This window comes from Microbacterium sp. MPR-TSA4 (assembly GCF_058792815.1).
In genome coordinates this window covers 1-15,431 of sequence record NZ_JBXAFF010000006.1, presented here as the reverse complement: position 1 = coordinate 15,431, position 15,431 = coordinate 1, and the positions used below count along the sequence as shown (strand labels likewise).

Here is a 15,431-nt window from a genome sequence, read left to right as displayed (position 1 = left end):
ATCGGATGTCCGCCATTCGGTGGACATCACGTGAACGAACGGATGCCCGCCCCTCCGAGACGGGAGGAAGCGGGCATCCGTGTCCTTGGGCGGCGCGGCGACCCTACGGGGTGCCGCGCCGCGTGCGCTCAGCCTTCGGCGGGAGCCTCCGGGCCCTCGCTGGCGGCCGCACGGCCTTCCTGGTCGGCGGCCTCTTCGAGCACGGGCTCGAGCGACAGCTTGCCACGGTCGTCGATCTTCGTGATCTTGACGAGCAGCTTCTGGCCGACGCCGAGCACGTCCTCGACGTTCTCGACACGCTTGCCACCGGCGAGCTTGCGCACCTCGCTGATGTGCAGCAGGCCGTCCTTGCCGGGAAGCAGCGAGATGAACGCGCCGAACGCCGCCAGCTTGACGACCGTTCCGAGGAACTGCTCGCCGACCTCGGGGTTGGTCGGGTTCGCGATCGCGTTCACCTGGGCGCGGGCGGCCTCGGCCGATGGGCCGTCGGTCGCGCCGATGTAGACGGTGCCGTCCTCCTCGATGGAGATCTGCGCCCCCGTCTCGTCCTGGATCGCGTTGATCGTCTTGCCCTTCGGGCCGATCAGCTCGCCGATCTTGTCGACCGGGATCTGCACGCTGATGACGCGCGGCGCCGTCGGAGCCATCTCGTCCGGGCCGTCGATCGCGGCGTTCAGGACGTTCAGGATCGTCATGCGCGCGTCCTTCGCCTGCGTCAGCGCGGCGGTCAGCACCGACGACGGGATGCCGTCGAGCTTCGTGTCGAGCTGGATCGCCGTGACGAACTCGCTGGTACCGGCGACCTTGAAGTCCATGTCGCCGAGCGCGTCCTCCGCGCCCAGGATGTCGGTCAGCGCGGCGTAGCGCGTCTGGCCGTCGACCTGGTCGGAGACCAGACCCATCGCGATGCCGGCGACGGGGGCGCGCAGCGGCACACCCGCGTTCAGCAGCGACAGGGTCGAGGCGCAGACGGAGCCCATCGACGTCGAGCCGTTGGAGCCGAGGGCCTCGGACACCTGACGGATCGCGTAGGGGAACTCCTCGCGGCTGGGCAGCACCGGAACGAGCGCGCGCTCGGCCAGGAAGCCGTGCCCGATCTCGCGACGCTTCGGCGACCCGACGCGGCCGGTCTCACCGGTCGAGTAGGGCGGGAAGTTGTAGTGGTGCATGTAGCGCTTGCTCGTGGTCGGCGACAGCGAGTCGATCTGCTGCTCCATCTTGAGCATGTTCAGCGTCGTGACGCCCAGGATCTGGGTCTCACCGCGCTGGAAGATCGCGGAGCCGTGCACGCGCGGGATGACCTGGACCTCGGCATCCAGCGGACGGATGTCCGCCAGGCCGCGGCCGTCGATGCGGACGCCCTCGGTGAGGATGCGGCCGCGGACGATCAGCTTGGTGACCGACTTGTACGCGGCGCCGAACTCGGCCAGCGCGCTGTCGGGCAGCTCGCCCGCCTCGACGGCGGCGACCAGCTGAGCCTTGACGTCGTCCTTGACGGCGTCGTCGGCGTTCTGGCGCTCGATCTTGTCGGCGATCTGGTACACCGGCACCAGACGGTCGTAGGCGCGACCGGCGACGAAGTCGTAGGTCTCCGTCGCGTACGGCGGGAAGACCGGGTACGGCTGGATCTCCTTGGCCGCGGTGTTCGCGACGACGTTCTGCGCGGCGACGAGCGCGGTGATGAAGGGCTTGGCGGCCTCCAGACCCTGCGCGACGATCTCCTCGCTGGGCTTGGTGGCGCCGGCCTTGATGAGGTTCCAGCTGTTCTCGGTTGCCTCGGCCTCGACCATCATGATCGCGACGTCGCCGTCCTCCAGGACGCGACCGGCGACGATGAGGTCGAACACGGCCTCCTCGACCTGGGCGGCCGTCGGGAACGCGACCCACTGGTCGGCGTGCTCGCCGTGACCCGGGATGAGCGCGAGGCGCACACCGGCGATGGGGCCCGAGAACGGCAGACCGGAGATCTGCGTCGACAGGGATGCCGCGTTGATCGCGAGCGCGTCGTAGTACTCGCCCGGGGCGATGCTCAGCACGGTCACGACGATCTGGACCTCGTTGCGCAGGCCGTCGACGAACGACGGGCGCAGCGGACGGTCGATGAGGCGGCAGACGAGGATCGCCTCGGTGGAGGGGCGGCCCTCGCGACGGAAGAACGAGCCGGGGATCTTGCCGGCGGCGTAGGAGCGCTCCTCGACGTCGACGGTCAGCGGGAAGAAGTCGAAGCCCTCACGCGGGTGCTTGCCCGCGCTCGTGGCCGACAGCAGCATGGTCTCTTCGTCGAGGTACGCGGCGACGGCACCCTGTGCCTGCTGCGCGAGTCGTCCGGTCTCGAACCGGATCGTGCGGGTGCCGAAGCGGCCGTTGTCGAGAACGGCTTCGGCGGCGGTGATTTCTGGACCTTCCAAGAGGTCTCTCCTTCTTTGTTTAGACTCGCGCGCGCGTTTCGCGCACGAGATCGTGCGAAGGAGCAGGAACGGGCAGATCCAGACGCGCGGCGACACCGCGTGAGGCGCCGCCGGGACGGTCAGCGCTGGCCACCAGTAGAAAGCCACCGTTCGCATCGGATCGCGTCGAACGGGAACCCACCACAGGGGACCAGCTTCCTGCCGGCCTGCTCCGGATGCCGCAGAAGATCCACGGCAACCTGCCCAAGCCTATCAGTCGCGCCCTCGCCTGCGTATGGTTGGGGGCATGAGCACCGATGACACCACGGCATCCGAGGAGATGAAGCGCAAGTTCAGGGAGGCGCTCGACAAGAAGAACGCGCAGAGCCGCACCGGCGAGGCGCACCTGGACGGCGACTCGGCCGTGCACGGCACGCACGGCGCGGTCACCAAGCGGGAGTTCCGCCGCAAGAGCGGCTGACGCGCCGACGCGCCCCGCGGTCATCGCGGGTCAGCGCTGCGGCGTGCGCGCACGGTCGGACGACCCGCCGGCGGGCAGATCGACGTAGTCGGTGTGCTTCGCCGTCACGGCGTCGCCGGCCGTGCGCCCGCGCAGCCGCCGCCACGCCCACGGCAGCGCGTCGCGGGTGAGCCACGTGCCGCTGACCGGGCGGTCGTCGTCGGCGTGCAGGGCGGCATCGAGCGCACCGAGCGCCTCCACGTCGGGCAACCCGAGCACCTCGGCGGCGCGGTACGCCACGAACCGATGCCCGCGCGAGCTCAGGTGCACCTTGTCGTGCGCCCACTTCTCGCGCTCGCCGATGTCGGGATCGCTCTCGAGGTCCAGCAGGAAAGCCCCGTGCCGGGCGGCGATCTCGCGCAGCCGCACCGCGAAGCGGGCGAACCGGCGGGAGAACAGCCGTGAGGCGCGGCGGTCGGGCAGGAACGGCGTGACCAGCAGCACATCGCTGCCCGCCGCGCGCAGGCGGCCGACCGCGTCATCGACCCGGGCGGCCACGGTGTCGGCGTCGACGTGGTGCGACACGAGGTCGTTCGCGCCGATGAGCACGGTCGCGAGCTCGGGGCGCATCGCGAGCGCGCGCGGGAGCTGCTCGTCCAGCAGGTCGCCGACACGGCGGCTGCGCACGGCGAGGTTCGCATAGCGCACCGGTGTCGGCGAGCGCTGGGCCAGGAGGGTCGCCAGCCGGTCCGCCCAGCCGCGGTACTCCCCCTCCGGCATCCGCGACGTGTCGCACAGCCCTTCCGTCAACGAGTCGCCGAGGGCGATGATGCGCGACCATCCGCGCGGCGGCGGCGCCGGACGCTCCGCCGCGGGGGCCGAGGCCGACCCGACGCGTGTGCCGCGCTCCGCGCCGTGCAGCCGCCGCGCTTCGAGGTAGTACTGCTCCAGCGTGTCGACGAGGGCAGGCCAGGTCCGCCCCTCGACGCCGGCCCGCGCCGCCGCTCCGAAGGCCTGACGCTTGCTCGCGTCGCCGACCAGGTCGCGCACGCGATCGCGCAGGTCGTCGAGGTCGCCCGGCCGGTAGAGCCAGCCGTCGACGCTGGAGCGTACGAGGTCGACGGGGCCGCCGCGACCGGTCGCGACCACGGGTACGCCGCTGGCGTGGGCCTCCTGGATGGTCTGCCCGAACGTCTCGCTCTCCCCCGGATGCACGAAGACGTCGAAGCCGGCCATCGCCTGGGCGAGCTCGGCGCCGGCGAGGTGTCCGAGGAACACGGCGCGCGGCAGCGCGCGCTCCAGTCGCGCGCGGGCGGGGCCGTCGCCCACGATCACCAGGCGGACGCCGGGGATGTCGGCGAGAACCGCCAGGTCTTCGACCTGCTTCTCGGGGGCGAGACGCCCGACGTAGCCGACGATCACCTCGCCCGGCGCGATCCAGGAACGCCACGCCTCACTGCGGTGCTCGGGGCGGAAGCGCTGGGTGTCGACGCCCCGGCCCCACAGCCGTGTGCGATCGACGCCCAGTTCGTCGAGCTGTCGCAGCGCCGACGACGAGGGCGCGAGCGTCAGCGTGGCCCGGCCGTGCAGACGGGCCACGTGCGCGGCGGTCAGGGCGGTCGCCCGCGGGACGCCGTACTTGCGGGCGTAGGCGATGACATCGGTCTGGTAGACCGCGACGGTCGGCAGCTCCAGCGCCTCCGCCGCCGCGACGGCGCGCCAGCCGAGCACGAACGGCGAGGCGAGGTGCACGACGTCGGGCGCGTAGTCGCGCAGGATGCCGGCGAGCGTCCCGGTGCGCCCCAGCGCGATGCGCACCTGGCGGTAGGCGGGCAGCGGCACGGAGGGCAGCAGGGTGGTCGTCGCATCCGAGCGCGCACCCGGCGCACCCGGCGCGATGACGAGGGCGTCGTGGCCGCGTGCGGTGAGATGACGCACGGACTGCAGGACGGATCCGGTGACGCCGTTCATGTGAGGCAGGAACGACTCGGCGACGAACGCGACTCTCATGGGTCCAGGGTCGCGGGTGCGCGGCCCCGGGGGCGTGCTGACGGGCCCCGGGAACGCAGTGTTCCCCGAACGCTCCGCGGACGGTCACCGCACGGTCATCCCCGCCGCGCGCGTTCGCCGCGCGTTCATGGGCCCGTGCTACTCCGGGACGGTGACGGACGCATGGCTCCAGGCTCTCGCGCACAGCCCGTGGGCGCTGCCGGCGATGGCGGGGCTGGTGCTGGGCGATGCGCTGCTCGTCGTGATCCCCGGCGAGGCGGCGGTGACGACCTTCGGCGCGCTGGCGGTGGCCGAGGGCGCGCCGCCGCTGGTCGCGGTGATCGCCGTCGCCGCGCTGGCCGCCCTGCTCGGCGACCTCGGCTGCTACGCCCTCGGACGAACGGTCGGCCTCGATCGTTGGCGATGGATGCGGGGGCCGCGCGTGACCGCCGCGTTCGGCTGGGCCCGCGACGCCCTCGCGCGGCGCGGGGCGACGCTGATGTTCACGGCCCGCTTCATCCCGTTCGCCCGCCTGGCGGTCAATCTCGCGGCGGGCGCCTCCCGCATGCCGGTGCCGCGGTACCTGCTGCTGGCCGCTCCCGCGGCGACGGCGTGGGCGCTCTACCAGGCGCTGCTGGGAGCCGCCGTCGCCGCGATCGTGCCCGGCGGCACGGTCGTCGCCGTCGCGGTCTCGATCGCGCTCGCGCTCGCCCTCGGCGCGGCCGCCGACGCCGTGGCGGGCCGCGCGCGGCGACGCCGCGCCCCGGAGGCCTGAGGACAGGCACCCCCGGACGCGGCGACGTGACCGCGCCGTCAGTGCGCGGCCGCCCGGCGGCGGGCGCGCTCCTCCTTCGCGGCGGCCTCGTCGAGGGCAGCCTGCTCGAGTCCCTGCGTGCCGACGGCGCCGGTCGCGGTGGACATGCCGTCGTGGCCGTCACCGGTGAGGGTGGACTCGTCGAACGGCGCCCGACCGGCGAGCACCTCGCGGACGCGGTCGCGGTCGATCTGCTTCGTCCAGGTGCCGATGAGCAGCGTCGCGACGGCGTTGCCGGTGAAGTTCGTGACGGCGCGCCCCTCGGACATGAACCGGTCGATGCCCACGATCACGCCCACCCCGTTGACGAGGTCGGGGCGGAACGCCTGGAGCCCGCCGGCGAGCGTCGCCAGACCCGCCCCCGTGACCCCGGCGGCGCCCTTGGAGGCGATGATCATGAACACGAGCAGGCCGATCTGCTCGGACCACGACATCGGCGTTCCCATGCCCGCGGCGATGAACAGCGACGCCATCGTCAGGTAGATGGCCGTGCCGTCCAGGTTGAAGGAGTAGCCGGTCGGGACGGTGATGCCGACGACGGGCTTCGAGACGCCGAGGTGCTCCATCTTGGCGATCAGCCGGGGAAGGGCGGACTCGCTCGAGGAGGTGCCGACGATCAGCAGGTACTCGCGACCGAGGTACTTCATGAGTCGCAGGATGTTCACGCGGGTGACGGCGTACAGGAGCACCCCGAGGATGCCGAAGACGAACACGGCGCACGTGATGTAGAACGCGATCATGAGGATGCCGAGGCTGACGATGGCGGCGAAGCCGGTCTTGCCGACCACGGCGGCGATCGCGCCGAACGCGCCGATCGGGGCGAGCCAGAGGATCATCCCGAGGATGCGGAACACGAGCACCTGCAGCTGCTTGACGGCGTACATGATCGGCTCGCCCTTGCTGCCGAGTCCCTGCAGGGCGAAACCGACCAGCAGCGCGATGAAGAGCACCTGCAGCACGCTCTCGCCGGTGAAGGCCGAGAAGAACGTCGTGGGGATGATCCCCATGAGGAACTGGGTGGTCGAGGTGGCCTCGATGCTGGATGCGTCGTAGGTCGAGCTCGACATGTCCAGTCCCGTGCCCGGGTGGATGATGTTGCCCACGACGAGGCCGATGAACAGCGCGAACGTCGTCATCACCATGAAGTAACCCAGGGCCAGCCCGCCGATCTTGCCGACCGTGGCGGCCTTGGCGATGGAACCGACGCCGACCACGATGGTGCAGAAGATGATCGGCGCGATCATCATCTTGATGAGGTTGACGAACGCCTTGCCGATCGGCTCGAGCCCCTTCGCGAACTCGGGCCAGACGAGGCCGACGACGGCGCCCAGCACGACGGCGATGATCACCGACACGTAGAGCCAGGTGTGTTTGTCCCAGGACGTCTTGCCGCGGCGCCAGTTGTAGCCGGGGAGTCTGAAAGATGTCGTCGAGAGGGCCATGTCCGCCTCCAGGTGTGAACGGGTCGTTGTTCGCGGACCGCCGACGTTGGCGGCCACGTGCCCAGAGTGCGCCCACCGGGACCTCGTGGTTCACTTGTGGTCGTATTGGTCCCGCCCCCCGGGCGGCGACGCACGCCACCGCCGTTCACCGTCGAGAGGGGCGCCATGGCCCGCAGCATCGGACGCAGCGCCGCGTCCCGGCTGTTCCTGTGGCTCGCCGGTGCGGCGCTCGTGCTGGCGCTGGGGACGGCGGGGCTGCTCGTGCTGGAGGCCCAGCGGGCGGCCCGCGCCGAGGCGGAGCGGGCGACCCAGGCCGTCGCCGCGACACTCGCGGGCCTTCCCGAGGTCCGGTCCGCTCTCGCGGCGGGCGACGGCGAGGCGGCAACGCGCACGCTCCAGCCGATCGCGCGCGAGGTGATGTCGAGCGCGGGCGTCGATTTCGTCACCGTGATGGACACGGCCGGCATCCGCATCACGCACCGCGACCCGGCCCAGATCGGCCAGCACTACATCGGCACGATCCCGCCGTCGCCGCAGACGATCACCGAGGAGTTCACCGGAACCCTGGGTCCGTCGCTGCGCACGATCGTGCCGGTGGAGGCGGACGGGCGCCTCGTGGGCTGGGTGTCGGTCGGCGTGACGGTGCGCACCGTCACCGCGCAGGTCGTGCCGCGGCTGCTGGTGGTCGCGGCGGTCGGGCTCGCCCTCGTCGGGGCGGGACTGGCGGGGGCGGTGCTCGCGCGTCGAGCGACCCGGAGCGTCGCCGGCGACCTCCCCGCCGGAGCGATCCGCGACACCCTCGCCTCGGCCGAGTCGATGCGCACGCTCGGCGAGGCGCTGCGGGCGCAGACGCACGAGCACGGCAATCGGATGCACGCCGCCGTCGCCCTGATCGAGCTCGGCCGGAGCGCCGACGCCATCGGCATCCTGACCGACTCCGCACGCCAGAGCCAGGCGCTGGTCGACCAGGTCGCCGCGCGGACGGACGGCGACCCGACGGTGGGGGCGCTGTTGCTCGGCAAGGCGTCCCAGGCGATGGAGCGGGGAATCGAGTGGAGCGCGGACATCGCCGCCGACGCGCCCCGTTCGCTGCTCCGGCCGATCGACGCGGTCGCCCTCGTCGGCAACCTGATCGACAACGCCCTGGATGCCGCGGCCGCGGGCCCGGAGCCGCGCTGGGTGCGCGTGCACATGTCGCGCACCGCTGAGGACGAGCTGCTGCTCAGCGTCGCCGACTCGGGCGAGGGGCCCGACGAGCACACCCGCGCGCGGATGTTCGAACGGGGCTTCTCGACCAAGCCCGCCGGCGCGGACGGCCGGGGGGTGGGTCTGGCCCTGGTGCGCGCGGTCGTCGACGAGGTCGGCGGGACGATCTCGCTGGGGCTGTCGCCGACGACGTTCCGCGTGGTGCTGCCGACGGGACTGTCATGATCGGGGTGCTGCTGGTCGACGACGAGGCCCTGACTCTCGAGCTGCATCGCACCTACGTCAGCCGCGTGCCGGGCTTCGAAGTCGTGGCCGAATGCGCCGGCGCGCGCGCCGCCGTCGCGGCGGTGCTCGAGGCGCCCGAGCGGTCGCGGATCGATCTCGTCCTGCTCGACATGACGATGCCCGACGGCACGGGGCTGGACGTCCTGCGCCACATCCGGGCGCGCGCCGCGGACGTCGATGTGATCGCGATCACCTCGGTGCGCGACGCCGACGTGGTGCGTCAGGCGATCGCGCTCGGTGCGGTGCAGTACCTCGTGAAGCCCTTCACGTTCGCCGCCTTCCACGATCGGCTGGATCAGTACCGCGCGTATCGCGCGCGAGCCCGTGCCGCGACCGGAGCGGCGACGCAGTCGGAGATCGACGCGATGCTGGGCGCTCTGCGCCCGACGGGTCCCGTCGTGCTGCCGAAGGGCCTGTCTCCGGCATCCCTCGATCGCGTGTCGGACGCCGTCCGCGACCGCGGCCCCCTCTCGGCGACGGAGGCCGCCGACGCGCTGGGGATGTCGCGCGTGGCCGCGCGCCGCTACCTCGAACACCTCGCCGACGCGGGACGGGTCGAGCGTTCGCCGCGGTACGGCACGCGCGGGCGTCCCGAGACGGAGTACCGCTGGCGCTGATCAGCGCCCGGATGCCGCGACGCCCGCGTCGTCCCACCCGATCCCGCTCGATCCGGCGGCGTACTCCTCGAGCGGCACGTCGCCGCGCCGCCAGGCGTCGCGGACGGGCTGGATGATCCGCCAGCACTCCTCGGCGACGTCGCCGCGCACCGAGAGCATCGCGTCCGCGTCGAGGATCGCGGCCAACACCTCGGTGTAGGCCTGGTGCGAGCCCAGGCCGAGATCGGCTTCGAGGCGGGCCCGGTGCAGCGCGAACGGCCCGTCGCCGCCGTTGACGGAGATGTCCATCGTGACCCGGTCGGGGCCGAGGGAGAAGCGGATGACGCTGCCGGCGGCGTCGCCGGTGAAGCCCGCGGGCAGGTGGCGGACCGGCCGGAGCACCACGTCGATCTCCGCACGCTTGGCATCCAGAGCCTTCCCCGACCGCAGCGTGAAGGGCACGCCCGCCCACCGCGCGTTGCGCACCTCCACGGTGACCTGTGCCAGCGTCTCGGTCTCGCGTGCGGGATCGACGCCCGACTCGTCGACGTAGGAGGGCATCTGCTCGCCGCCGGCGGTGCCGGCCGTGTAACGGGCTCGGTGAGAGAAGCGCACCGCGTTGTCCTCCCAGACGTGCGTGGCGCGCAGGACCGCGGCGGTCGCGTCGCGGACGTCGGTCGCGTTCAGCGCCGCGGGCGGCTCCATCGCGACCACCGCCATGACCTGCAGGAGATGGCTCTGGATCATGTCGACGAGGGCGCCCGCGCGATCGTAGAAGCCCGCGCGCCCCTCGAGGCCCAGGGTCTCGTCGAACCGGATCTCGACCCGCTCGACGTGCTCGGCCGTCCACACGGGCTCGAGCAGGCGGTTGGCGAAGCGGACGCCGAGCACGTTCAGCACCGTGGATCGGCCGAGGAAGTGGTCCACGCGGAAGATCTGCTCCTCCGGCAGCAGCGTCCGCAGCACCTCGTTCAGCGCGCGGGCGCTCGCCTCGTCCTCGCCGAACGGCTTCTCGAGCGCCAGCACGGTCCCCGCCGGCAGGTCGCCCGGCGACAGCGCGGCGCACGCGGCCGCCGCGGCCGCAGGCGGCACGGCGAAGTAGAGCACGAGCCGGCCGTCGGGGGCGTCGCGCACGACGCGGCGCAGCCCCGCGGCGGTGGTCGCGTCGACGGCGAGGTAGGGCGTGGAGGCCACCGCGGCGAACGCCTCCTCGGCATCCGCTTCGCGAAACGCGGTGCGCACGCGACGCCGCCACTGCGCATCGCTGAGCGCCGTGCGTCCCACCCCCAGCAGATGGATGCGGCGATCGGGCTGACTCTTCAGCAGGTCGGCGACCGCGGGCAGCAGCAGCCGCTCGGTCAGATCGCCGCTCGCTCCGATGATGGCCAGTGTCGACACGTCGCCCATGAGCACACCCTACGTGGCCCCCTCCGCCCCGGGGAGACGGCAGAATCGTTGCGTGGCAGATGCACCTCCAGGATCGGACTCCTCGCCCGCGCCCATCGAGGACTACGCGCTGCTGAGCAGCAGCCGCACGGCGGCGCTGGTGTCGGGATCGGGGTCGATCGACTGGCTCTGCCTGCCGCGCTTCGACTCGGCGTCGGTGTTCGCCGCGCTTCTCGGCGACGAGCACCACGGGCAGTGGATGCTGCGCCCGACCGATCCGCAGGCGCAGCACACGCGGCGCTACGACGGCGAGACGTTCACGCTCGTCACGCGCTGGGAGAGCGCCGACGGTGTCGCCGAGGTGCACGACTGCCTCCCGGTCGATCCGCACCACCTCGACACCGCGAGCCGCACCGACCTCGTCCGGCGCGTGGTCGGCCTCTCCGGCAGCGTGGAGTTCGAGCAGCGCGTGCGGCTGCGGTTCGACTACGCGCGGGCCCTGCCCTGGGTGCGCCAGACCGGCACCGCCGAGGCGCCCGAGCTGACCGCCATCGCCGGCCCGGATGCGGTGGTCCTGCGCGGCGCCGCCCTCACGGCCACCGACCATCTGCACCGCGGTGCGTTCCGCGTCTCGTCGGGTGAGCGGCGCGACCTGACCCTCACCTGGCACGCTTCGCACCGTCCGGCGCCCGAGCCGCTCGACGTCGACGCGGCTCTCGCCCGCACCCGCGACTGGTGGAGCACGTGGGCGCAGCGCATCGACGTGCACGGCCCGCACCGCGAGGCCGTGGTGCGCTCGCTGCTGACCCTGCGCGCGCTGACGCACCGCGACACCGGCGGGATCATCGCCGCACCGACCACGTCCCTCCCCGAGCAGTTCGGCGGCGGCCGCAACTGGGACTACCGGTTCGTGTGGCTGCGCGACGCGTCCCTGACGATCGAGGTGCTGCTCGGACAGGGCTTCGCGCACGTCGTGGAGCACTGGCAGCGGTGGCTGCTGCGGGCCATCGCGGGAGATCCCGCCGACCTGCAGATCGTCTACGGCATCGCGGGCGAGCGCGACCTCGCCGAGCGCGAGCTGGAGAGCCTCCCCGGCTACCGGGGCGCCGCCCCCGTGCGCATCGGCAACGGCGCGGCCGGGCAGTACCAGGCCGACGTCACGGGCGAGGTGATGACCTGCCTGTTCGCGGCGCGGCAGGCGGGCATCGAGCAGTCGGACATCTCGTGGCCGCTCGAGCGTGCCCTGCTGCGCCGGGCCGAGAAGCGCATCGACGAGCCGGACAACGGCATCTGGGAGATCCGCGGCGACCCGCAGCTGTTCACGCACTCGCGGGCGATGGTGTGGGCGGCGTTCGACCGCGGCGTCCGGTCGGTGCGCGAGTTCGGCCTCGACGGGCCGGACGAGCGGTGGGAGCGTCTGCGCGATCGCGTGCGCGCCGACATCGATCGGCGCGGCGTGTCGGCGCGCGGGCACTTCGTGCAGCACGCCGGCACCGATGCGGTCGACGCGTCGCTCCTGTTGCTGCCGGTGGTCGGTTTCTGCGCCGCCGACGACCCGCGGATGCTGGCCACCGTCGCCGAGATCGAGCGCACGCTGATGGTCGACGGCCTCGTGCTGCGCTATCGGACCGAGTCCGGCGTGGACGGCCTCGAGGGCACCGAGAACCCGTTCCTCGCCTGCTCCTTCTGGCTCGTCGAGCAGTACGCCGCGAGCGGCCGGCTCGACGACGCCCGCGCGCTCATGGACCGTGCCTGCTCGCGCGCCAACGACGTCGGCCTGCTGTCGGAGGAGTACGACGTGGCCGGCAGACGCCAGGCCGGCAACACCCCGCAGGCGCTGTCGCACCTGGCGCTGGTGCGCGCGGCATCCGCCCTCGCCCGCGCCGAGGCGGCGCACGGCGACGCCCCCGACCGCGCCGGAGCGTGATCGGGGGCGTCGACGTGCGGGCTCACTCGCCGGCGAGACCGCCGAGCAGGTGGCCGAACGAGCGTCCCTCGCCGAGGTAGTTCGCCGGGTCGAACGGGTCGCCGCTGCCGGCGGGCTGACGGCGTGCGACGGCCTCGGCCAGTTCGCGGGCGCCGCGCTCGACGCGCGAGCTCAGCGGTGCGACCTGATCGGCGGCGGCTCCCCAGTCGCTGGATGCCGCGAACACACCGGTCGAGACCGTCTCGGCGTGGAGGTACGCGAACAGCGGGCGGATGGCGTAGTCGATCGCGAGCGAATGCCGCGCCGTTCCCGCATTGGCCCCGATCAGCACCGGCATGCCGGTGAGGGCGTCGGGATCGAGCACGTCGATGAACGACTTGAACAGGCCCGAGTAGCTCGTCGAGAAGATCGGCGTGACCACGATGAGCGCGTCGGCCGAGACCACCGTGTTGATGGCCGACTCCAGCGCGGGCGGCGCGAAGCCGGTCAGCAGGTTGTTCGTGATGTCGTGCGCGAGATCGCGCAGCTCGATCGTGTCGACGGTGGCCTGGATGGGGGCACCGTCGGGTCCCGACTGCTCCCCCAGCGCCGTCACGGTCGCGGCCGCGAGACGGTCGGCGAGCATGCGGGTGGACGACGGGTTGGACAGGCCGGCGGAGACGACGGCGATGCGCCGGGCGCTCATCGGGTCGCCCCCACACCGAACGCGGCGCCGGCCGGCGCGGGCGCGTCCTGATAGGGCGACGGGCCGCTGAGGTTGTCGCCGCGGTTGGCGCGCGGGGTGGCCTGGCGCGCCGGGCCGTCGCCGTACGCGGCGCGCACGAGCGAGGCGTGCGTGGGCGCGTCGGGCACGTTCTCCGGCCGGTCCTTCGCGAACTCCTTGCGCAGGACGGGCACGACCTCGCCGCCGAGGAAGTCGAGCTGCTCGAGCACGGTCTTCAGCGGGAGTCCGGCGTGGTCCATGAGGAACAGCTGGCGCTGGTAGTCGCCGAAGATGTCGCGCATGCCCGCGTAGCGGTCGATGACCTGCTGGGGCGAGCCGACCGTCAGCGGCGTCATCTCGGTGAAGTCCTCCATCGAGGGGCCGTGACCGTAGACCGGGGCGTTGTCGAAGTACGGACGGAACTGGTTCACGGCATCCTGCGAGTTCTTCGCCATGAACGCCTGTCCGCCGAGGCCGACGATCGCCGTCTCGGGGGCGCCGTGACCGTAGTGCTCCCAGCGCTGGCGGTACAGGCCGATGAGGCGCTGGTAGTGCTCGGCGGGCCAGAAGATGTTGTTCGCGAAGAAGCCGTCGCCGTAGTAGGCGGCCTGCTCGGCGATCTCGGGCGTGCGGATCGAGCCGTGCCAGACGAACGGCGCGACACCGTCGAGCGGCCGCGGGGTCGCGGTGAAGCCCTGGAGGGACGTGCGGAACTTCCCCTCCCAGTCGACCACGTCCTCACGCCACAGCGTGTGCAGCAGCGCGTAGTTCTCGATCGACAGCGGCAGACCCTGACGGATGTCCTTGCCGAACCACGGGTAGACCGGGCCGGTGTTGCCGCGGCCGAGCATGAGGTCCATGCGTCCGCCCGACAGGTGCTGCAGCATGGCGTAGTCCTCGGCGATCTTCACCGGGTCGTTCGTCGTGATGAGCGTCGTCGAGGTCGAGACGATGAGCCGCTCGGTCTGGGCGGCGATGTAGGCCAGCGTGGTCGTCGGGGACGACGACCAGAACGGCGGGTTGTGGTGCTCGCCGAGGGCGAAGACGTCCAGGCCCACCTCTTCGGCGTGCTTCGCGATCTCGACGGTCGCGCGGATGCGCTCGGCCTCGCTGGGCGTGTGGCCCGTGGTCGGGTCCTGCGTGATGTCGCTGACGGTGAAGATGCCGAACTGCATCTGCGGGCTCTTCTCGTTCACGGTGTCCTTCGCCTTCCGGATGCCTCGGCATCCAATACATGCAAATGAATGTATCTGGTGCAACGCGGTGCTGTCCAGGTTATTCCCGCCCCGTCCTGCTCCCCCGGTAGGGTGACCAGACGATGACCGACCCTGTCCCCTCGCCCGCCTCCCCGGCACCGCGCCCGGCGAAACGGCGGGTGCCGCTGTGGGACAACGCCCGCTTCGCCTGCATCGTGCTGGTCGTCCTGGGCCACGCCATCCAGCGACTCACGTACGACAGCGACGCCGCGCTGGCGCTCTACCTCGTCGTCTACGCGTTCCACATGCCCGCCTTCGCCCTGATCTCCGGCTACTTCTCGACGTCGGACGGGCCGTCGCGGCGGCAGATGGCCCGGGTGCTGACGGACATCGTCGCCCCCTACGTGGTGTTCGAAAGCCTGTGGACGCTGACGAAGTGGCTCGTCGAGGGCGAGGCGAACCCCAACCTCACCCAGCCGTCCTGGACGCTGTGGTTCCTGCTCGCGCTCGCCATCTTCCGGCTCGTGCTGCCCTACCTGGCGCTCCTGCGGTGGCCGCTCGCGTGGACCGTCGCCGTCTCCCTCGCCGTCGGCTACTGGCCCAACGTCGACTCGACCCTGTCGCTGTCGCGCACGCTGGGCCTGCTCCCGTTCTTCACCCTCGGGTGGTGGGTGTCGCACCACCGGATCGTGCAGCGGCTCGACCTGCTCCGCCGTCGCCGCAGGGGTCCGCGGATCGCGGCCGTCGCCCTGTTCGCCGCGGCGGGCGCCGTGGCGTGGCTGTTCGCCGACACCTGGCGCGCGGTCGACCTGCGCCAGTGGCTGTTCTACGACCAGGACTACGCCGCGCTCGGCGGCCCCTGGTGGTCGGCCGCGGTGCGCCTGGCGCTGATGGCGATCGCGCTCGTCCTCAGTGTCGCGTTCTTCGCCCTCGTCCCGCGCGGCGCGTACGGGTGGACGGCGTTCGGGCGCTACACGATGTACGTGTACCTGCTCCACTCGTTCGTGCTGTACCCGTTCCGCGAGAGCGGTCTGCTGCGC

12 protein-coding genes are annotated in these 15,431 nt (G+C 72.1%); 6 read left to right on the top strand and 6 right to left on the bottom strand.

Going from position 1 to position 15,431, the window contains the following annotated elements:
* Positions 1-128 precede the first annotated feature (128 nt).
* Entirely contained in the window at positions 129-2,408 is a 2,280-nt protein-coding gene (locus AC1Q49_RS05015) for a polyribonucleotide nucleotidyltransferase (protein ID WP_060959464.1), read from the bottom strand.
* Positions 2,409-2,694: 286 nt separating this feature from the next.
* Here AC1Q49_RS05015 and AC1Q49_RS05010 point away from each other — a divergent pair, with 286 nt between their 5' ends.
* Complete coding sequence (locus AC1Q49_RS05010; RefSeq protein ID WP_157831623.1) at positions 2,695-2,868, top strand: DUF5302 domain-containing protein; 174 nt, start codon at positions 2,695-2,697, stop codon at positions 2,866-2,868.
* Between the two features lie 30 nt (positions 2,869-2,898).
* Here the strand turns inward: AC1Q49_RS05010 and AC1Q49_RS05005 are convergent, their stop codons facing one another.
* Entirely contained in the window at positions 2,899-4,857 is a 1,959-nt protein-coding gene (locus tag AC1Q49_RS05005) for a GDSL-type esterase/lipase family protein (protein ID WP_492491121.1), read from the bottom strand.
* A 151-nt stretch (positions 4,858-5,008) separates the two neighbouring features.
* Here AC1Q49_RS05005 and AC1Q49_RS05000 point away from each other — a divergent pair, with 151 nt between their 5' ends.
* Positions 5,009-5,611, top strand: a complete 603-nt coding sequence (locus AC1Q49_RS05000) for a DedA family protein (RefSeq protein ID WP_492491120.1) — start codon at positions 5,009-5,011, stop codon at positions 5,609-5,611.
* A gap of 38 nt (positions 5,612-5,649) precedes the next feature.
* Here the strand turns inward: AC1Q49_RS05000 and AC1Q49_RS04995 are convergent, their stop codons facing one another.
* Positions 5,650-7,092, bottom strand: coding sequence for a cation:dicarboxylate symporter family transporter (locus AC1Q49_RS04995; protein ID WP_061782130.1), 1,443 nt, complete (start codon positions 7,090-7,092; stop codon positions 5,650-5,652).
* A 165-nt stretch (positions 7,093-7,257) separates the two neighbouring features.
* Between AC1Q49_RS04995 and AC1Q49_RS04990 the strand changes: the two genes are divergently transcribed.
* Positions 7,258-8,523 (top strand): sensor histidine kinase, encoded by a 1,266-nt coding sequence (locus AC1Q49_RS04990; protein ID WP_061782129.1) that lies wholly within the window; start codon positions 7,258-7,260, stop codon positions 8,521-8,523.
* Positions 8,520-9,200: a response regulator gene (locus tag AC1Q49_RS04985; RefSeq protein WP_101306583.1), complete on the top strand. Its 681-nt coding sequence runs from the start codon at positions 8,520-8,522 to the stop codon at positions 9,198-9,200. Before AC1Q49_RS04990 ends, AC1Q49_RS04985 begins: the two co-directional genes overlap by 4 nt.
* Here the strand turns inward: AC1Q49_RS04985 and AC1Q49_RS04980 are convergent, their stop codons facing one another.
* Positions 9,201-10,586 carry a glucose-6-phosphate dehydrogenase gene (locus AC1Q49_RS04980; protein ID WP_101306584.1) on the bottom strand — a complete coding sequence of 462 codons (1,386 nt, stop codon included), beginning with the start codon at positions 10,584-10,586 and terminating at the stop codon, positions 9,201-9,203.
* 52 nt (positions 10,587-10,638) lie between these two features.
* On the opposite strand from AC1Q49_RS04980, the gene AC1Q49_RS04975 reads away from it, so the two are divergent.
* Complete coding sequence (locus AC1Q49_RS04975; protein ID WP_232783915.1) at positions 10,639-12,492, top strand: glycoside hydrolase family 15 protein; 1,854 nt, start codon at positions 10,639-10,641, stop codon at positions 12,490-12,492.
* 22 nt (positions 12,493-12,514) lie between these two features.
* Here the strand turns inward: AC1Q49_RS04975 and AC1Q49_RS04970 are convergent, their stop codons facing one another.
* Both AC1Q49_RS04970 and AC1Q49_RS04965 read right to left on the bottom strand, forming a co-directional pair.
* Positions 12,515-13,177, bottom strand: coding sequence for an FMN reductase (locus AC1Q49_RS04970; RefSeq protein ID WP_061782126.1), 663 nt, complete (start codon positions 13,175-13,177; stop codon positions 12,515-12,517).
* On the bottom strand, positions 13,174-14,370 hold the full coding sequence (locus tag AC1Q49_RS04965) for an LLM class flavin-dependent oxidoreductase (protein WP_292681899.1): 1,197 nt from the start codon (positions 14,368-14,370) through the stop codon (positions 13,174-13,176). The genes AC1Q49_RS04970 and AC1Q49_RS04965 overlap by 4 nt, the downstream gene beginning before the upstream one ends.
* Before the next feature lie 143 nt (positions 14,371-14,513).
* On the opposite strand from AC1Q49_RS04965, the gene AC1Q49_RS04960 reads away from it, so the two are divergent.
* Positions 14,514-15,431 (top strand): acyltransferase family protein (locus AC1Q49_RS04960; protein ID WP_492491119.1); only part of this gene is annotated, 918 nt, incomplete at its 3' end.